Consider the following 19,129-nt stretch of genomic DNA (forward strand, 5'->3'; position numbering starts at 1 on the left):
AAAGGAGTAGAACTATAATTAGGCACCTTATCCCCGCATTCAATGAGAGTTCATATTGTCACTGCAAGAACCTGACCCACAACATTTAGAAATCCCTCAAGACGGCCTGCCGGCCACCAAACTGGCAGAGCTCTCTGCACGCATCCAACAAGCCGCCCAGCAGGTAGGTTGGTCAGAGCTAGCCCCTGTGCAAGCCATGGCCGTGCCCTACTTGCTGGCTGGACAAGATCTGATGGTCCAGGCTCGCACCGGCAGCGGCAAGACCGGCGCTTTTCTGCTGCCTATGCTGGACCGCCTGGACCCAGCGCTAAAACAAGCCCAAGCGCTGGTGCTGGTGCCCACCCGAGAACTGGCCAGCCAGGTGACCGACGAAGCCACCAAGCTGTTCGCTGACACCGGCTTGGAGGTGGTGCCGGTCTATGGTGGCGTGGGCTACCAGCAACAGATAGACGGCTTCCAACGCGGCGCTCAGCTGGTGGTGGGTACCCCCGGCCGGGTCCTGGACCACTTGTTGAAGCGCAATTTAAAGCTGGATCATTTGAAGCTGCTGGTCATGGACGAAGCCGACCGCATGCTCTCGATGGGCTTCTACCAGGACATGCTAGAGGTGCAAAGTTACCTGCCCAGCAAGGGTGTGCAAGGCAGCATGTTCTCCGCCACCTTCCCGGCCAATGTGCAGCGCCTAGCCGAGCGTTTCCTCGACAAACCCGCCTTTCTCAGCCTGAGCCGTGACCATGTGCATGTGACCGATGTGCAGCATGTGATGATGAAAGCGGCGCGCATGGACAAGGACCGCGCCCTGGTGCGCCTGCTGGAGATTGACAATCCGCCTCAGGCGCTGATCTTCTGCAATACCAAAACACGCGTCACCTATGTGACTACCGTGCTGCAGCGTTTCGGCTATAACGCCGCAGAAATGAGCTCAGAGCTTTCCCAAGCGGCCCGGGAGCGCGTGCTGCAGCAACTCAAAGACGGACATGTGCGCTTCGTTGTGGCTACGGATGTGGCTGCCCGCGGCATTGACATCCAGGACCTGGGCTATGTGGTGCTGTACGAACCGCCCGAGGATCCCGAGCTCTACATCCACCGGGCCGGGCGCACCGGCCGGGCCGGCGCCAGCGGCATCGCCATCAGCCTGATCATGGGCTTGGAAGAACGTGAGCTTAAGAAGATCGCGTCAATCTATAAAATCGAGTTCCAGGAACGCCCCGCCCCCACCGACGAAGATGTCGCCCGGGTGGTTAGCGAGCGCATGATCGCCATTCTCGAAGGCCAACTGCGCACCCGAGACAAACTGCAAACTGAACGCATGCAGCGCTTCATGCAGCTGAGCGCACAGCTGGCCGAAAGCGAGGAGGGGCGCGCCTTGCTGGCCATGATCCTGGACGACCGTTACTACGCCGCCACGCAAGCGGGCACTCCCGTGGAAGCGCAGGAAAGGGTCAAGCCCACATCCGACGGCAGCGGGCAGCAAAAGCGCCGTCACAGGAGCGGACGGCGCTAGCATCAAAATTCAGGTGAGGTGAAAGTTACGGAGCGGCTTCCACAGCCGGCAGGCTGCGGGGGGTGGTGATGGGCGCGTCAATATAAGCCGCCTGCTGAACACCGGTCCAGACCAGGAAGCTAAGAATCACCGTAAACATCACCACGACGAAAATAACGATCGATCTTTCGGTCTTGCCTAGTGCCACAGTTCACCTCTGAAAGTAAAAATTAGAGCGTTGCTCAACTGAAAGCAACGCTCTAATTGTAAAGCCTAACAGCCGCTTTGTGTTATCCGACGGCTAATTTCCGCCCAGGTTCAAGCACACCAAGCCCAGCAAACAACCATTGCCTTCGGCAGCACCCCCACCCAGCAGGCCGGGCAGCAGGGTTTGTGTCCCGGAAACACCGTTCACATTGGGGTCCAGGTCAATCAGCGTGTCGTCATCCAAATCTGCCTTAGCGGCTGGGCCACTGTCATCCAGATCGGCGTCCAGTTCGATCAGAGGCGAGCTACTGCTTCTATTGGTTCCCACGGCGGCATCTGTCGAAAGACACAGCAAATTCAGGAAACAATTGGAAGCATTGCCCGCGCTGTTACCACCCGTACCCACATCGGCACTGAGGCAGATTAAGCCCAGCAAGCAGGACTCATCACCTGACCCACCACCGCCGCCCGGATTGTTGGGGCCAGGCTGCTGCGGCCCGCCAGTGTCGGGACCGTTGGGGCCGCCGGTATCCGGCCCACCCGTGGTGGGGTCACCTGCCAATGGGCCGCCTGTTTGCGGCCCCCCGCGGGCGCGGAAGAAGCCGATCAGAGCTTCCCAGGCGGGAGAGCTGATTGTGTAGCCTGCAGCCGAAACTGCCACGACACACAAGCTGCCTGCGGCAATTAATGCCAACAAGACGGCCAAAATCCGATTGCGCCGGTTTTGAGATGTATTCGCCATGATATTCCTCCTAAACTTTCTTTTAAAGGCGAGATCTTCCTAGAGCCTAGAACGGCTTGAAGAACCCAGCGTTATCAAAACCCACCTGATAGATTGTTTAGGAAGAATAGGGCCAATCAACAAAAACGTTAAGAGATGTCTGGCCAGCACAAGCAAGAAAAAGATGGGCGCCCTTTGGCGCCCATCTTTTATCATTTTAGGCTTCGCGGAATTCGCCTTCCACCACATCGCCATCAGGCTGGGCTTGCGGCCCGTGGCCGTTGGTGCTGTGGCCGTTGGCGCCGGGACCATCCGCCTCAGGGCTGGCCTGGGCATAGGCCTGTTGGCTGAGCGCATGCAGCGCGTTCTGCAGATCTTCGCTCAGGCGGGCGATCTGCGCCTTGTCTTCACCGTCCAGCACCTTGCGCAGTTCGGCGATCTTGGCCCCGATGTCAGCACGCTCCTGGGCGGGCACCTTCTCGCCCAGATCCGCGAGGGTCTTCTCGGTCTGGTAGGCCAGGCTGTCAGCCGCATTGCGGGCTTCCACCAGCTCGCGGCGCTGGCGATCTTCGCTCTCATGCTCGCGGGCTTGCTGCACCATGCGCTCGATGTCGGCCTGGTTCAGGTTGGTCGAGGCGGTCACAGTGATTTTCTGCTCCTTGCCGCTGGCGCGATCCTTGGCGCTCACGTTGAGGATGCCGTTGGCGTCGATGTCGAAGGTCACTTCCACCTGCGGCGTGCCGCGCGGGGCGGCGGGGATGCCGTCCAAGCGGAAGTGGCCCAGGCTCATGTTGTCGCCGGCTTGGGTCCGTTCGCCCTGCAGGATATGGATATCCACCGCGGTCTGGTTGTCCTCGGCCGTGGAATAGACCTCGGTCTTCTTGACCGGGATAGTTGTGTTGCGCTCGATCATCTTGGTCATCACGCCGCCCAGGGTTTCCACGCCCAGGGAGAGCGGGGTCACGTCGAGCAGCAGCACATCCTTGACCTCGCCGCCCAGCACGCCGGCCTGGATGGCGGCGCCTACGGCAACCACCTCATCCGGGTTGACGCCTTTGTGCGGCTCTTTGCCGGTCAGGCTGCGCACCAGCTCTTGCACCATCGGCATGCGGGTGGAGCCACCGACCAGCACGACTTCATCCAGTTCGCCGGACTTCAAGCCAGCGTCCTTGAGGGCCGCATCAAAGGGGCCGCGCAGGCGGGCCAGCAAGTCTTCACTCAGCTGCTCCAGCTTGGCGCGGCTGAGCTTGCTTACCAAGTGCTTGGGGCCGGACGCATCTGCCGTGACATACGGCAGGTTGATCTCGGTCTCGGTCACCGAAGACAGCTCGATCTTGGCCTTCTCGGCCGCCTCGCGCAGGCGCTGCAGGGCCTGGCGGTCAGTGCGCAGGTCGATGCCCTGCTCTTTCTTGTATTCGTCGGCCAGGTAGTTGACGATGGTTTCATCCCAATCGTCACCGCCCAGATGCGTGTCGCCGTTGGTGGCCTTGACCTCGATCACGCCGCCGCCCACCTCCAGCACGCTGACGTCGAAAGTGCCGCCGCCCAGGTCAAAGACCAGGATGGTTTCATTGTCCTTTTTGTCCAGGCCATAGGCCAGGGCTGCCGCAGTAGGCTCGTTGATGATGCGCAGCACTTCCAAGCCGGCGATCTTGCCGGCATCTTTAGTGGCCTGGCGCTGGCTGTCGTTGAAGTAGGCCGGCACAGTGATGACGGCCTTGTCCACCTTTTCACCCAGGTAGGCCTCGGCGTCCGCCTTCAGCTTGCCCAGCACCATGGCGGAGATCTCCTGCGGGCTGTATTCCTTGCCCGTGGCGGGGATCTTCACCCGGGCGTCGCCGCCCGGGCCGTCCACCACTTCGTACGGCACCATGCCGCGCTCGCTGGCCACTTCCGCAAAGCGACGGCCCACAAAGCGCTTGATGGAAGACACCGTATTCTCCGGGTTGATCACAGCCTGGCGCTTGGCGGGCTGGCCCACCATGCGCTCGCCATTCTTGCTGAAGGCCACCACCGAGGGCAGCAGGCGCGTCCCTTCGGCGGTGGGGATCACGGTCGCATCGCCGCCTTCCATCACGGCTGCCACGCTATTGGTGGTGCCCAAGTCGATACCTATGATTTTTGCCATGTTTAATACTCCTCAGAATTGATAATTTGCCCATTTCCATGGACATCACCCCCCATACTAGGCGAGGAGCGCAAGAGGAGCGTTAACACCGCGTTGGATTTGTGTTAGTAGGCTAGAAATTAGAAAATCTGTTCGCTGTTTGATACAATCAGCGCCATGGAACCTGTGGAGCGCCTGCTAGCCCGCTGGCGGGCCGAGCCCAGCCTAGGCGGCAATGTCACCCATTGGCACAAGCGCCCCGCCCTGCCAGCGCAGTTGGCGCCGCTGCCCACTGCGCTGCACCCGGCGCTGGCGGCCGCTTTTGCGCGCATGGGCTACGGCCAGCTGTACAGCCACCAGGCCGCCGCCTGGGAACAGCTGCGCGCCGGGCAGCATGTCGCCGTGGTGACCGGCACAGCCAGCGGCAAAACCCTGTGCTACAACCTGCCGGTGCTGGATGGGCTGCTCCGTGACCCGGACGCACGGGCGCTGTACTTTTTCCCCACCAAGGCCCTGGCTTACGACCAGAAGCACGAGCTGGACACCTGGCTGGAAGCCGCCGGGCAGCAAGCCGCCGTGCCGGTGGCCACGTATGACGGCGACACCCCCAGCCACCAACGCAGCGCCATCCGCCGCAAGGCGCGCTTGCTGATCAGCAACCCCGACATGCTGCATTACGGCATCCTGCCAAACCACACTCAGTGGGCGGAGTTCTTCGGCAGCCTGCGTTACGTCGTGCTGGACGAAATGCACAGCTACCGCGGCGTGTTCGGCTCGCATGTGGCCAATGTGCTGCGCCGCCTGACCCGCATCCTCAACTTTTACGGCGCCCGGCCGCAGTTCATTCTGGCCTCAGCCACCATCGCCAACCCCGGCGAACTGGCCGAAAAGCTGATCGAGCAGCCAGCGCGCATCATTGACCAGGACGGTGCCCCGCACGGGGCACGCCACTTCCTTATATACAACCCGCCGATCATTAATGAAGAGCTGGGTCTGCGTGCCAGCCTGGTGCAAGAGAGCACCCGCCTGGCTGCCGACCTACTCAGCCAGGACGTGCAAACCATCGTCTTTGGCCGCACCCGCCGCATGGTGGAGCTGATGCTCAAGTCATTGCGGGCGGGCAGCCCGCAGCCGGACCAGCTGCGCGGCTACCGCGGCGGCTACCTGGTAGCCGAGCGGCGCGCTATCGAAGCCGGGCTGCGCAGCGGCGAACTGCGCGGCGTGGTGGCCACCAACGCGCTGGAACTGGGCGTGGACATCGGCGGCATGGGCGCGGCGGTGCTGGCCGGCTACCCCGGCACAGTGGCCGGCACCTGGCAGCAGGCCGGCCGCGCCGGCCGCGGCAGCGGGGCCGCGCTGTCTGTGCTGGTGGCTTCGTCCAGCCCGCTGGACCAGTTCCTGGCCCGGCACCCCGAATACATTCTCGAGCGCAGCCCGGAGCATGCGCTGATCAACCCCGACAATCTGGTCATCTTGCTTTCGCACTTGCGTTGTGCGGCCTTTGAGCTGCCTTTCGGGCAGGGCGAAAGCTTTGGCCGCGTACCCGCCGCTGAGGTGCAGGAGATGCTGCGCCTGCTGGCCGAAGGCGGCGAGCTGCACGCCTCAGGCGATAAGTATTTTTGGATGGCCGAGGGACAGCCCGCCCGCCAGGTGAGCCTGCGCGGGGCGGGCAGCGACTCAGTGGTGCTGCAGGCCGCTACGCCGCAGGGTTGGGCTTTGGTGGGCGAAGTCGACCCGGTGGGCGCCCGCAGCCTGGTGCACCCCGAGGCGATCTACATCCACGACGGCGCTACCTATTTTGTAGAGAAGTTGGATCTGGTGGAGAACGTGGCGTACCTGCGGCCCATCGAGGCCGATTACTACACCATGCCCCGCAGCCGCAGCACCGTCTCGCTGGTGGAGGACAAGGAGCAGGCTCCGGTCGCCGCCGGCAGCAAGCATTTCGGCGAACTGAACATCACCGAAGAAGTCTACGGCTACCTCAAAATGCAGTGGTCCGGCGCCGAGATGCCCGGCGGCGGGGAGCTGGACCTGCCGCCCCTGCAGATCAATACCTATGGCTACTGGATCGAAATTGGCGAGCAGGCCGTGGAACGCTTGCGCGAGCGCGGCCTGTGGAGCAACGACGCCAACGAATACGGGCCGGACTGGCCCACCATCCGCGATGCAGTGCGCGCCCGCGACGGGCACGCCTGCCAAGTCTGCGGACTGCCGGAGAACGGCCGCCCGCACGACGTGCACCATAAAGCGCCGTTTCGCAGCTTTGCCTCCCGCCAGGAAGCCAACCGCCTCGACAACCTGATCACGCTGTGCCCCGCCTGCCACCGCAAGGCGGAGACCATCGTGCGCATCCGCAGCGGGCTGGCCGGCCTGTCCTACGTCCTCCAAAACCTGGCCCCGTTGTTCCTGATGTGCGATCCGCGCGACCTGGGCGTGCACTCTGACCCCAAGGCCGACTTTGCCGCCGGCCGGCCAGCGGTGGTAGTCTTCGACCAGATGGGGGATGCGCTCGGTTTCAGTCGCAAGCTGTTCGAGCTGCACAGCGAGCTGATGAACAGCAGCTATCACCTGGTGAGCGAATGCCCCTGCGAAGACGGCTGTCCGTCCTGCGTCGGCCCTGGCGGCGAGCAGGGCAAGGGCAGCAAGCCGGAGACGCTGGCGCTGCTGGAAGAGCTCAACGCCATCGCCAGCCCGGCCAACCCGCCTTCGCTATAATTTGACCATGTCCAGCCTGGCAGACCGCCTCAAAGCCCTCGGCGTGCAGATCGGTGCACGCGGCCTGAAACCCCAACGGGGTCAGAGCCACGGCATCGAAAGTGTGCAGCCGGGAGAAGTCCACGACACAGACTTTGGGCCGGCGTTCGTGGTGCAGCACTTTTTGCCGGCCGAGCAGGCCTATGGCCATGGCCCGCTGCGCTTCCCGGCCAACTTGGACAAGGTGGCCGCCTGGTCGCAAGACACGCGCATCGCCCTGCTGCCCGCCGAGCGTTTCCTGTTCCTGGATACGGAAACCACCGGCATGTGGGGCAGCGGCACGTTGGCTTTTCTGGTGGGCATCGGCCGCTTCGTGGAAGGCGGCTTCCAGCAAACCCAATTTTTCCTGCGTGAGCCGATCGAAGAGCGCGCCATGTTGGACATCGTCCAGCGCAGCGTCAACAACCAGGACGCGCTGGTCAGTTTCAATGGCAAGAGCTTTGATGTGCCTCTGCTGCGCGGCCGCTACCTCAGCAATGGCATGCAGCACCCCTTTGGCCAACTGCCGCATGTGGACTTGCTGCACCTGGCCCGCCGGCTGTGGCGCGAACTGCTGCCCAGCCGTGCCCTGGGTGACCTGGAGGTCAGCCTGCTGGGCGTCGTGCGTGAGGAGCACGAGGATGCCCCGGGCTGGATGGTGCCCCAGCTCTACATGGACTACCTGCACACCGGCGACGCTCGCCCGCTGGCTAAGGTCTTCCACCACAACCACATGGACGTGCTCAGCCTGGCGGCCCTGCTAGAGCACTTGGCTAACAAGCTGGCCGCGCCGCTGGAGGTCAGCGACCAGCACAGCGAGCTGCACGCCATTGGGCGGCTGTATGCCGACACCGGCTTTGCCGAAGAAGCCATTGATGTCTTCCAGAGCACGCTGCAAATGGATCTGCCGGTCGAGAGCAAGCGCCGCCTGCAAGAAAGCTTGGCGACCCTGTTCCGCCGCCGCGGGGATTACGAGGCCGCCCTGCAGCTCTGGGAGCAGGCCGCCGGCGAAGGCTATATCTACGCTCATGTCGAGATCGCCAAGTACTACGAACACCGCGCCGGAGATCTGCAGCTGGCGCTGCAGTACACGCAACACGCCCTGGTGCTGATCAGCAAGCCGGAACAGCTACAGCAAGAGCAGACCTATTGGCAACCGCTGCTCACCCACCGCCAAGCGCGCCTGGAACGCAAGCTGGCACGCCGCCATCCCGCAGGAAAATCCATATAACGTCGACGTACCGGAATGTGTTGATCACTCCCCTAAAACGGTAAAGGCCAATCCTTACTCCAGCGGATATGCCAGCAGAAGCAGCGGTTTCATCGACTCCAGAGAGACATTGATTCTTATTTCGATCATTATTCCGTCTTCGGCAAAATGGCAGACCAGCGTATGGTAAAACGGTGTTTCATCCAGACGGACGATGATCGTGAAAACATCTTCGGCCGTCCATGCACCGCTGGTGGTGATTGGCGTGCGCTCAAACAACAAGGGTTGACTGAACAGGGCAGTCGGCTGTCCTCGCTGCCACTTGCCGTAACCACACAGGATAGTCTCCTCACCAGCCGCTCTCTTGATACTGACTGTGCAGTCAGTGTCAAAACTCAGAGTGATGGTTTCGATCTCAAGCTCATTGGCATCAACCACATAAGTCCGCCCGGAAATCTGTGACCCGATCGGCGACGTTGCCTGTCCCTGCACAGGCATCAGGCTCAGACTGGACAGCTTCTCTGATAAGGCATCCTTGGTTGCGGCATCGTTGGGAAGCGAGCCCAGCCGCATCGCTGGAAGCAGGATTTCCCAAACCAGGTCTAGCGGCTGCTGCATCTCAAACACATCGATGCCGCTCGTGATGGCAAGGACAGCATCCTGTTCCGGCATGACAATACAATACTGGCCAAACACTCCATCCCCACGATAAGCTTCATGACGACAGCGCCAGAATTGATAGCCATAGCCTTGTCTCCAGTCGGCTTGCACACCATCGCTGTTTGACATCTGAGAAGATGTCGCTGCTTCGACCCACGCTTCAGACAGAATTTGCTTGCCCTGCCACATCCCCCTTTGCAGGTAGAGTTGACCGAACTTAGCGATGTCCTCTGTTTTGATGCTGAGTCCAATGCCGCCAGCCGTAATCCCTTGAGGCGATTCCTGCCAGGAGGCACTCTTGATCCCCAGCGGCGTGAACAGTCGGGGTTGCAGATAGTCAATCAGTTTCATACCGGTCGTTTTCTGCACAATCGCAGACAGCATATAAGTCGCGCCGGTGTTGTAAACAAAGTGGGTTCCTGGTGTATGGAGAACAGGCACCTCCAGAAAGCCTTCGATCCAGTTGCCGTCGGGTCGATCGACCATATACGACCAGGTGTCGACGGCTTGACCTGTAGACATCGACAGCAGGTGCCGTACACGCATCGCCGCCAGCAACTCACTCGGGTCATCAGGTGCTTCCTCTGGGAAAAAGGACAGTACCGGATCGTCGATAGAGAAATGCCCTTCGGCCACTGCAAGCCCTACTGCGGTTGAGGTAAAACTCTTGCTGAGGGAAAAGAGCATATGGGGCTGTTCATTCCCATAAGGCAGCCACCAGCCTTCCGCAACCACCTTGCCATGCCGCAGCAGCATAAAGCTGTGGACTTCATGGATCTGACTCTCCAGCGCTTCGATAAACTGAAGCACAGCCAGTGAAGTAATTCCCTGACTTTCGGGCGTGGCGCGTGGCAATTCGTGCTCCACTGAGGAGGAGACCATCTGTTAATCTCGTGTTTACTAGGGGAAGACGAGCAGGAGTATATCACGAGCATACCTGTCAATAAATCGGCTGAAAGCCTGCTGCATAGAGTGCGCAGATCAGGCGGCGGAACCGTCACCGAATATCCGGTTGAACTGGCGTAGGTCGCACTGCTGGCCGCCGCGCCGCTAACCCCAGCTGGGGCAAAGAGGACCAGCAATTCCAAGTCCAGCTAGACCATTCACCCATCAACCAGGGTGAGCAGCCCGTTCACCACCTTCTATTGACCTGCCCTATACACGCGCCTAAGATGTCTCCATTAAATCAAGAGGTCGTCCATGAGCAGAGGATTGTCTGGCGCCGTACTCAAAGGCTTCGGCGCCCGGGACTACACGTTAACCGTGGTTTCGAAAACAGAGATCACCCCGCATTTTTGGCGCATTCGTTTTTCCGCACCCGGTTTGTTCGAGTCCGTATCCTGGGAGCCGGCGGCCTGGCTGCGCTTCTGGTTTCCGGACCCGGCGGGCAGCCGGCGAGAGTTCCAGCGCGCCTACACCATCGCCTCCGCAGACCCGCCACGCGGCGAGTTCGACATTGATGTGCTCATGCACCAACCACCCGGCCCAGCCACGCTCTGGTTCGCACAGGCCAGGCCGGGCGATGTGATCGTGAGCACCTTCTATGGTTCACGCTTCCGCATGCCGCAACCCGAACCGGCAGGGTTCCTGCTGGTGGGCGATGCCTGTGCAACACCAGCCATCAACAGCATCATCGGCGCCGTGTCTGCGCACACCACTGTAGAACTTATTCTTGAGCACAGCAATTAAGAGGACATGCTCATCCCATTGGCCGCTCACCCGCAGTTACGTATGCACCGCATCCTGCGCACCGGCGCCGCCTCGCTGGTGGAGGCCATTGAGCGGCGCGATCGATCAGGCTGGTACGCCTGGGGCGCGGGAGAAGCGGCTTCCATGAAGCTGGTGCACAAAGCGCTCAAAGACAGGCACGGGTTCACCAAGGACAGCATGCACATCCAAAGCTATTGGCTCGAACTGAAGACGGAATCGCAGGAGCAGGAGTGACGCACAACCACACTTACGGAAGCCCGGCCCAACTCACCCTCGAGGATGGGCGCAAATTGCATTATTGGAAGCACGGTGAGGGCGGGCCAACTGTAGTATTCGAATCCGGCATGGGCTTCTCTGGCTACATCTGGGGCCAAGTGCAACCCGAAGTGGCGAAGCTGGCCAGCACCGTAGTGTACGACCGAGCCGGGTTGGGACGCAGCGACGACCGCAAAGGGCCATCCGACCTGGCTGCGGCCGTAGCAGACCTGGCCGCATTGTTGCGCAGCCTCAGCAGCCAGTCCCCGTTTGTACTGGTCGGCGCCAGTTGGGGCGGCAATATCATTCGCGCCCTTGCGGCTGAAGCAGAATTCCCCATCCGCGGCCTGGTACTGGTTGACCAGAGCGATGAGAACGCGCCAGAGTACTTTGAACCCGAGGGAAGAAAGCGGTTTGAGTCGATGACCAAGTTCATGGTGCCCATGGCCAAGCTGGGCTTCTATCGGTTGATCGGCTTGGGAGTAGGCAAGAAGCAGCCCAAGGATGTGCGCCAGGATCTGCTGACATACGATTTCACCGTGCGCTCCGCCCAGGCAATGCAGGCAGAGATCAAGGGTTTTCTACAGGATATGCAGTCCATGAAAGACAACCCCTCCCGGCTAGAAGGGGTGGAGGTCAGCGTCATCAGTGGTACCAAAGTGAATTGGATGGAAAAGAAGCAACGACCGGCAGTAAACCGCGCCCATAAACTGACGGCAGAGAGTCTTGCTCAAGGTCGCTTCGTCAAAGCCAGAAATTCGGGCCACTACGTCATGTTCGATGAACCGGAGCTCGTCATCAGCGAGATTGCGCGAGTCCTGGGCGTGTAGCCAGCAACTGGCATAAAAAAGAGCGGCTGCCATGCAGCCGCTCTTTTTAGCTAGCTCAGCGCTATTCGTAGCGCAGCGCTTCCACCGGCTGCAGATTGGCCGCTTGGTTGGCCGGGTACAGTCCGAAGAACAAACCCACAGCCATGGAGAACAGGGTTGCCAGCAGAACCGAGTCGATGCCGATTTTCGGCACAATATCGGCGTTGGCGGCCGCGGCAATGGCGCCCACGCCCACCGAGATCAGCCAACCCAGGGTAATGCCGAGAATGCCGCCTATCAAGCTGAGCAGCGAAGATTCGGCCAGAAACTGGAACAGGATGTCACGCTTGCGAGCACCGAGCGCTTTGCGCAAGCCGATCTCTCGGGTGCGCTCGATGACCGACACCAGCATAATGTTCATGATGCCAATGCCGCCCACCAGCAGCGAGATGGCGGCAATGCCGCCCAGGAAAATGGTCAGTACGCCGGTGATGCTGGCGGCCGTGTCCAAAAAGTCTTGCTGGTTGATGATGGTGAAATCATCGGCCCCCAGAGCCGTGCGGTGGCGGGTGCGCAGGATGTTTGCCACCTGCTCGCTGGCCTGGGGCACCGCATCCGCGTCCACCGCTTGCACCAAAATCACGTCCACGCTGCGCGGAGTGGAGCGCTGCAGCAAGCGGGCCTGGGCGGTGGTCAGCGGCACCATCACGGTGTCGTTCTCGTTGCTGAAGCCGCCCGTTCCCCTTTCGGCCAAGATGCCGATCACGCGGAAAGGCTGGCCATTGATGCGCACAGTTTCGCCCACCAGGCCGTCATGGCGGCCGAACAGATCATCAGCCACCGCTGTACCCAGCAAGACCACGGCCGAACGGCCGAGCAGATGCGAAGAGTTGATGAACTCGCCTTCGCTGACGGACCAGCCCCGCACGGCTTCGTGCTCGCTGGTGATACCGTTCAGTGTGGTGGTGGTCGATTCTCCCCGCGCTGAGACGGTGGCACTGCCCTGCAGCAGCGGGGCTACGTTGATCACCGAGGGCGCCTGAAAGACATCGCTCAGGGCCGCGGCATCATCCATCGTCAAAGGTTTGGGGTTGCGCACCTGGTTTTGGCTGTCGCCGCGCATCACAAACAGCAGGTTGGTGCCGATGCCTTCAATGGAGCCGGCAATCGAGTCCTGTGCGCCGCGGCCGATGGCCAACATGGCAATTACCGCACCCACGCCGATCACGATACCCAGCACGGTCAGCGCCGAACGCAATTTATTGGCGGTAATGCTCTCGATAGCTGCCTGGAGAGAAGCAAAAAAGTCCATAATCACTTACCTTTTTTGGCGATCTTCTTGGACCGGCCAAGTTTGCGGTCAGCTTCCACCTGGCCGTCGCGGATCAGCACGATGCGATCGGTTTGCTCAGCCACATCGGAATCATGCGTGACGATGATCAGAGTCTTGCCATCCTGCCGGTTGAGCTTCAACAACAATTTCATAATGTCTGCGCCGGCTTTACTGTCCAGATTGCCGGTCGGCTCATCGGCCATGATGATGGCCGGTTCATTCACCAGCGCCCGGGCGATGGCCACCCGCTGCTGCTGGCCGCCGGAGAGCTCGTTGGGCCGGTGGTCCAGGCGCTCGCCCAAACCCACAGCTTCCAGCGCGGCGATGGCGCGCTGGCGGCGCTCTGCCCCCACACCGGCATAACGCAAGGGCAGTTCCACGTTCTCCAGCGCGCTGGTGCGGCGCAGCAGGTTAAAGGTCTGGAAAACGAAACCCACCTTGCGGTTGCGGATGTCCGCCAGCTGGTCATCATCCAGGTTGGCCACGCTCTCGCCATCCAGATGATAGCTACCGGCGCTTGGGCGGTCCAGGCAGCCCAGAATGTTCATCAACGTGGACTTGCCCGAACCCGAAGGCCCCATGATCGCCATGGCTTCGCCGCGGTTAATGTCCAGCGACAGGCCGCGCAAGGCATGCACCTCCACGTCGCCCATCTGGTAAACCTTGCTCAGGTCGCGGGCTTCTACGACGCGTTCAGCCATTAGTTGCCGCCAAACATGCCGCCGCTCGGCGGGCCAGACAGTTCAAAGAGCGAGCTGGGCGGATTAAGCACTACCTGGTCGCCGACGGCGATGTCACCATCCAACACTTCGCTGTGGGCGTCCGAAGAGGCGCCCAAGGTCACGCGTACTGCTTGCAGATTGCCATTGCGTAGTACATAGACCACGCGGTTGCCATCCAGCAGGCGTACCGCCCGGTTGGGTACCAGCAATACATCGTCCAGTTCGGAAACCACAATGTTCACTGCAGCCGTCATCGCCGGGCGCACATATTCGTCGGCATCCTTTAGCTCTACGACGATGCGGAAGTTAACCACACCAGACACCGTGGTTCCAGCCAGCGCCACTTCACGAACGGTGCCATGATATTCACGGTCCGGGGCAGCATCAAAGGTCAGGGTGACATTTTGGCCCACCTGCACGCGGTTAATGTCCACTTCGGAAACTTCGACATCTGCCAAAAGGCTGGAAAGATCATCGACCTGAAAAGCGGCGGCGCCGGCATTCACCAGGTCGCCCACCAGCGGATGAGCATGCGTGATCACGCCATCAAACGGAGCCAGGATGCGGGCCAAGTCTCGGGAAGCTTGGGCGGCGGCCAGTCGGGCTTCAGCCGGGCTGGTGAAGTCCGGGTCGGCCGCCTGCAGCGCATTGTCATAAGCACGCTGGGCGATCTCCAGCTGGGCCAGGGCCACATCCAGGTCGCCCTGGGCCACGGCGATATTGGTGTCGCTGGAGGTACCAGAGTAGGCGTTATAGGTGCGCAGGGCGGCATCGTAATGTTGCTGTGCTTCGGAGAAGCGCAGTAAATAATGAGCGCGTTCCAGGTTGTCTTCTGGGCGGTTGGCGTAAGGCTCATAGGCATCACGGGCCTTATCCAACTGGTCCTGAGCCAATACCAGATTGGCATAGGCCTGATTGATGTCCACAGTTCTGGCGGGGTTTGCCAAATTGTTCAAGGCTCGACGAGTGTCCTCGACGCGTTTCTGAGCTTCGGCCAGGGCCTTGGACGCTTCGGCGACTTCCAGCGCCAGGTTGTCTTCGGCGGTTTGGAAATCAAGATGCGCCAAGATCACATTCTGCGGCAGAGAGGACAGGCTCAATTCGGCCAGCACCTCATCCGCGCCCACAGCCTGGCCCAGCTGTACATTAACCTCCGCTACCTTGCCGGAAGTGCCCCAACTCAGCACTGCGCTCTGCTGAGCGCGTACGGTGCCCGTGGCGCCAATCGTGGCGATCAGCGGGCCGCGGCTCACAGCCTCGGTCTGATAACTGCTGGAGGCCGCTGGAGCAGGCAGGCCGCGGGTAGCCAGGAAAGCCACCAAGCCCAGGGCCAGCACGATCCACAGCCAGCGTTTGCGGACGAAGTCGAGAATTGGGTTGGGTTTCTTCGGCGGAACTTCCGCCGCGGCAGTTTCTTGCACAGAGGATTGGTTTTTCTTTGCCATGTACACTTATTCCTTTTTGCGGGTTGTGTGTCGCCCAGCTTTATTGGCTGGGGCGCGTTGTTCCAGATTGCTGATCGCCTTGTCTAGCAAGGTCAGCAGTTGTTGCTGCTCTTCAATATTCAGACCACTCATAAACTGGTTCAGCCGTTTTTGGCGCATCGCGCCGATCTGGCGCGCCAGTCTCTCGGCTTTCTCGCTCAGGTACAAATGGGTGGAGCGTTTATCTTGAGGGTCCGGCTCACGATGCAGCCAATCATCCTGTTCCAGCTTGCGCAAAGCCACGCTGACCGTAGGGGCAGTCACGCCGAGACGTTCGGCCAGTTCGCTGACGCGCAACCCCGGTTCGCGCCAGACCATGGCGAGCAAGCCGATTTGCGGCAGACTCAAGCCGATGTCCGCCTTTGGCGAGCCGAGGCCCAGCTTTTCCAGGCGCGCCATTAAGACGCCGAACTGCTTGTAATTGGTGGAAGAGGCCATAATTAGTTAGTCTATCTAAGCAACTGAACGTATTCTAAATCGCAATCTGCCGCAAGAGTTAATAAAAAGATGAGGGCAGCGCAAGTTGAGGTCAGGGCGAAGCATCCCCTTCGCTTCGCTCGGGACAGGGCTTCGCCCTACGACTGCATGTAGTAGACTCGCTCGCGATGCGCACCTTCTTAACCATCTGGGCCGGGCAAGTCGTCTCTGTGGTCAGCTCCGGCATGACCGGCTTCGCCTTGGGCCTGTGGATCTACGAGCAGACCGGCGAAGCGACGCCCTTCGTGCTGATTGCCTTGTTCAGCTCGATCCCGCCCTTCATCATCAGCCCCTTCGCCGGCGCGCTGGTGGACCGCTGGGACCGCCGCAAAGTGATGCTGGGCGCCGATGCGGGCAACGCCCTGGTCACCTTGGGGCTGCTGGCGTTGTTCGCCAGCGGCAACCTACAGCTGTGGCAGCTCTACCTGGCTGCCCTGCTCAGTTCGGCGCTGAACATCTTCCAGCTGCTGGCCTACCAGACCATCGTGACCAGCCTGGTGCCGCGCGAGCAATTTGGCCGCGCCAACGCCCTGGTGCAAACCGCGCAATCGCTGGGCGCCATCCTTTCGCCGATCCTGGCCGCCGCACTCTACGGCACTCTGGGGCTGACCTTCATCTTCGCCCTGGACCTGGGCGGCTTCGCCGTGGCCGCGGCTACACTGCTGCTGGCCAAAGTGCCGCAGGTCAAACGGGCGCTGGAAGCCGGTCAGGCCACCTTGTGGGCAGATATCCGCGCCGGCTTCGATTTCATCAAGACCCGTCGCGGCCTGATCGGCTTGGCAGTGCTGATCGCGCTGCTCAACCTATTGATCAGTTCCAGCACTGCGCTCTCGGCACCAATGATCCTGGGTTTCACCAGCGCCCAGGTGCTGGGCGTGATGCAAAGCGTCTCCAGCATTGGCTTGTTCCTGGGCGGCGTGTGGGCCAGCGCGTGGAGCAACCCACGGCATAAAGTCTTGACTATCATCGCTTGCTCGATCGTCGCCGGGCTGGGGCTGACGATCAGCGGGCTGCAACCCAGCCCCGTGCTGATCGCTGCAGGCTTCTTCATTTTCATGTTCCCGATCACCTCGATCAACGCCAACCTGCGCGCCATTGTGCAAACCAAGGTGCCAGAAGACCTGCAGGGCCGCGTCTTCTCGCTGATTTTGATGACGGCCCGGGCGGGCATGCCGCTGGCCCTGCTGATGTCCGGCCCGTTGGCTGACCAGGTCTTTGAGCCCGGCATGGCGGTTGGCGGCGCGCTGGCCAGCGGCCCGCTGGGCGCCCTATGGGGCGCCGGCCCCGGCCGCGGCATCGGGCTGATGCTCTCCCTCTCCGGCATCGGCATGGTGCTGGCCAGCCTGCTGATGTACGCCTACCCGCGGCTGCGCAACGTCGAGCACGAACTGCCGGACTTGAATGCCAAAGAAAACGAGAAGAAATAGCAAGATATAGCTGGCCGCGGCTTTAGCCCGCGCGTCCCGACCGGCGACGCACGGCAGCCAGCGCCTCGTTCAACTCGGGTACACGCAGCAGCCAGGCGGTGCCGGCAAACAGGCCCAAGCCTACGGCCACCCCGCCAGCCGCCTGTAACCAGAAGGGCCAAGTAGCGGCCAAGCCCAACCAAGCCCACAAGCCCAGGCCCATGGCCAGGCTGGCCAAGCCGGCCTGGCCCAGCCCGGCCCACAGGCGGCCGGGTTCCAGGCCGCCCAAGCGGCGGCCCATCAGCCACAGCAAAGCCAGCATTTCTAAGAACGTAGCCGCCGAGTTTGCCAGGGCCAGGCCGCCGTGCGGCAGCCAACCCCAGCCCAGGAAGACGCCGGGCAGCACCAGGCTGAGTATGGCGTTAAGCGCCATGGCGCCCACGCCGATCATCACCGGAGTGCGTGTGTCATGCAGGGCATAAAAGGCGCGCGAAGCAATCTCGACCACAGAGTGGCCCACCAAGCCTGCGGCGTACCACAGCAGCGCCCAGGCCACCAATTCGGTATCGCGCGCGCCAAACTCGCCGCGCTGAAATAGCAGTGCGACCAACGGCCCCCGCAACAGCACCAGGCCGACTGTGGCGGGCAACGAGAGCAGCACCACGCCACGCAGCGTACTGGCCAGCGCCGTGCGCAACTCGGCGATGCGCCCGCTGGCGAACTGGGCCGAGAAGGTCGGCAGCGCCGCAATCGCAATCGCCTGGGCGATGACAATTTGCGGCATGGTCATCACCTGAAAGGCGATCGTGATGGCCGCCAGGCTGCCAGCCGGCAGCCCAGAGGCGATGATGGTGTTGACCACGAAATTGATCTGCACCGCCGCCTGGCCCAGTAGACGCGGACCCATCAGGCGGGCCACCTCACGCACGTCTGGCAAGCCCAGGCCGAGTGTGGGCGAGTAGTGGCCTTTTAGGCGCACAACGCCGGGCAGCTGCACCGCCAGGTGCAGCCCGGCGCCAATCACCGAGCCCCAGGCCAGGCCGTGCACCCCCATGCTGGGGGCCAGGAAGAGCACACCAAAGATCACGCCCACCCAATTCATGCTGGGGGCCAGGGCCGGCAGCAGGAAACTTTGATGGGCATTCAAGATGCCCATCAACAGGCCGCTGATGCCGAACAAGATCGGGGTGATCAGCTGGATGCGCAGCAGTTCTGCCGTCAGGGCCTGTTGGGCGGGAGCAAAGTCCGGCACCAAGACTTGGGTGGCCAGCGGCTCGGCAAACACCCACGCCAACCCGCACAGCAGCACCAAAGCCAGGGTGATCAGGTTGGCCACGGAGGAAGCCAGCAGCCAGGCGCTGCCGCGCTTGTGTGTCTCCAGCAAACCCGTGAAAGTCGGGATAAAGGCCGAGGCCAGCGCCCCACCCGCCACCAGGCTGAAGACCAACTCCGGCAGGCGCGCCGCGGCGTAATAAGAGTCCAGCGCCGCATCGGCGCCAAAAGCGTTGGTGATCAGCACCTGGCGCAGCAAGCCGATCAGGTTGCTGAGCACAAAAGCGGCCATCACCGTGCCGGCGGCACGCGCGATCTGTCGAGTGGCGGTGGAAGCCATGCGGCGATTATATGCGCGGCGGACAAATGCGCCCCGAGCAATAACGCGGGTATCTCAAATGTGGCCTTAACCTGTGTATAAGGTAAGGAAGGTATAACCTTGGACGTCTATCACTGGGTCGCAACAGTAAAAACTTAACCTGACCTCAGGAAAGACAAGGTTTAGATTGGGAATATTGAAACAACTATTGACAAATTCAA

The 19,129-nt window shown here is 61.4% G+C and carries 16 protein-coding genes; 7 read left to right on the plus strand and 9 right to left on the minus strand.

Translation table 11 applies throughout. The annotated features are described in order from the left end of the window. Positions 1–55 precede the first annotated feature (55 nt). Entirely contained in the window at positions 56–1,504 is a 1,449-nt protein-coding gene (locus KF885_11345; protein ID MBX3049752.1) for a DEAD/DEAH box helicase, read from the plus strand. Between the two features lie 25 nt (positions 1,505–1,529). Here the strand turns inward: KF885_11345 and KF885_11350 are convergent, their stop codons facing one another. The 3 genes from KF885_11350 to dnaK all read right to left on the minus strand — a co-directional run bounded on the left by KF885_11350 (position 1,530) and on the right by dnaK (position 4,539). Beyond that, on the minus strand, positions 1,530–1,691 hold the full coding sequence (locus KF885_11350; protein MBX3049753.1) for a hypothetical protein: 162 nt from the start codon (positions 1,689–1,691) through the stop codon (positions 1,530–1,532). A 93-nt stretch (positions 1,692–1,784) separates the two neighbouring features. Continuing rightward, positions 1,785–2,432 carry a hypothetical protein gene (locus tag KF885_11355; protein MBX3049754.1) on the minus strand — a complete coding sequence of 216 codons (648 nt, stop codon included), beginning with the start codon at positions 2,430–2,432 and terminating at the stop codon, positions 1,785–1,787. Positions 2,433–2,628: 196 nt separating this feature from the next. Further along, a complete protein-coding gene (gene dnaK / locus KF885_11360; protein MBX3049755.1) occupies positions 2,629–4,539 on the minus strand; it encodes a molecular chaperone DnaK in 1,911 nt (636 codons plus the stop codon). Positions 4,540–4,695: 156 nt separating this feature from the next. Between dnaK and KF885_11365 the strand changes: the two genes are divergently transcribed. Then, positions 4,696–7,233, plus strand: a complete 2,538-nt coding sequence (locus KF885_11365) for a DEAD/DEAH box helicase (GenBank protein ID MBX3049756.1) — start codon at positions 4,696–4,698, stop codon at positions 7,231–7,233. A gap of 7 nt (positions 7,234–7,240) precedes the next feature. Then, on the plus strand, positions 7,241–8,482 hold the full coding sequence (locus KF885_11370) for a ribonuclease H-like domain-containing protein (protein ID MBX3049757.1): 1,242 nt from the start codon (positions 7,241–7,243) through the stop codon (positions 8,480–8,482). A 54-nt stretch (positions 8,483–8,536) separates the two neighbouring features. Here the strand turns inward: KF885_11370 and KF885_11375 are convergent, their stop codons facing one another. Further along, positions 8,537–9,976, minus strand: a complete 1,440-nt coding sequence (locus KF885_11375) for a serine hydrolase (protein MBX3049758.1) — start codon at positions 9,974–9,976, stop codon at positions 8,537–8,539. Between the two features lie 345 nt (positions 9,977–10,321). Between KF885_11375 and KF885_11380 the strand changes: the two genes are divergently transcribed. Genes KF885_11380 through KF885_11390 form a run of 3 tightly spaced genes read left to right on the plus strand, consistent with a single transcriptional unit; the run spans position 10,322 to position 11,916 of the window. Next, the gene (locus KF885_11380; protein ID MBX3049759.1) at positions 10,322–10,810 is read left to right on the plus strand and encodes a siderophore-interacting protein; all 489 of its coding nucleotides are present in this window, start codon (positions 10,322–10,324) and stop codon (positions 10,808–10,810) included. Between the two features lie 6 nt (positions 10,811–10,816). After that, positions 10,817–11,065: an SIP domain-containing protein gene (locus tag KF885_11385; protein ID MBX3049760.1), complete on the plus strand. Its 249-nt coding sequence runs from the start codon at positions 10,817–10,819 to the stop codon at positions 11,063–11,065. Beyond that, a complete protein-coding gene (locus tag KF885_11390) occupies positions 11,062–11,916 on the plus strand; it encodes an alpha/beta hydrolase (GenBank protein MBX3049761.1) in 855 nt (284 codons plus the stop codon). The genes KF885_11385 and KF885_11390 overlap by 4 nt, the downstream gene beginning before the upstream one ends. A gap of 61 nt (positions 11,917–11,977) precedes the next feature. Here the strand turns inward: KF885_11390 and KF885_11395 are convergent, their stop codons facing one another. From KF885_11395 to KF885_11410, 4 genes are read right to left on the minus strand one after another with little or no spacing between them, the layout of a single operon-like run. Then, positions 11,978–13,207, minus strand: a complete 1,230-nt coding sequence (locus KF885_11395; GenBank protein ID MBX3049762.1) for an ABC transporter permease — start codon at positions 13,205–13,207, stop codon at positions 11,978–11,980. A 2-nt stretch (positions 13,208–13,209) separates the two neighbouring features. Beyond that, positions 13,210–13,929, minus strand: a complete 720-nt coding sequence (locus KF885_11400; protein MBX3049763.1) for an ABC transporter ATP-binding protein — start codon at positions 13,927–13,929, stop codon at positions 13,210–13,212. Continuing rightward, the gene (locus KF885_11405) at positions 13,929–15,395 is read right to left on the minus strand and encodes an efflux RND transporter periplasmic adaptor subunit (protein MBX3049764.1); all 1,467 of its coding nucleotides are present in this window, start codon (positions 15,393–15,395) and stop codon (positions 13,929–13,931) included. Before KF885_11405 ends, KF885_11400 begins: the two co-directional genes overlap by 1 nt. A gap of 6 nt (positions 15,396–15,401) precedes the next feature. Then, positions 15,402–15,872: a MarR family transcriptional regulator gene (locus tag KF885_11410; protein ID MBX3049765.1), complete on the minus strand. Its 471-nt coding sequence runs from the start codon at positions 15,870–15,872 to the stop codon at positions 15,402–15,404. A gap of 167 nt (positions 15,873–16,039) precedes the next feature. Here KF885_11410 and KF885_11415 point away from each other — a divergent pair, with 167 nt between their 5' ends. Then, entirely contained in the window at positions 16,040–17,338 is a 1,299-nt protein-coding gene (locus KF885_11415; GenBank protein ID MBX3049766.1) for an MFS transporter, read from the plus strand. Between the two features lie 22 nt (positions 17,339–17,360). Here KF885_11415 and murJ read toward each other — a convergent pair whose 3' ends face one another. Next, entirely contained in the window at positions 17,361–18,929 is a 1,569-nt protein-coding gene (gene murJ, locus KF885_11420) for a murein biosynthesis integral membrane protein MurJ (protein MBX3049767.1), read from the minus strand. Positions 18,930–19,129: the final 200 nt, after the last annotated feature.

This window comes from Anaerolineales bacterium, assembly GCA_019637805.1.
Classification (GTDB): domain Bacteria; phylum Chloroflexota; class Anaerolineae; order Anaerolineales; family UBA11579; genus JAMCZK01.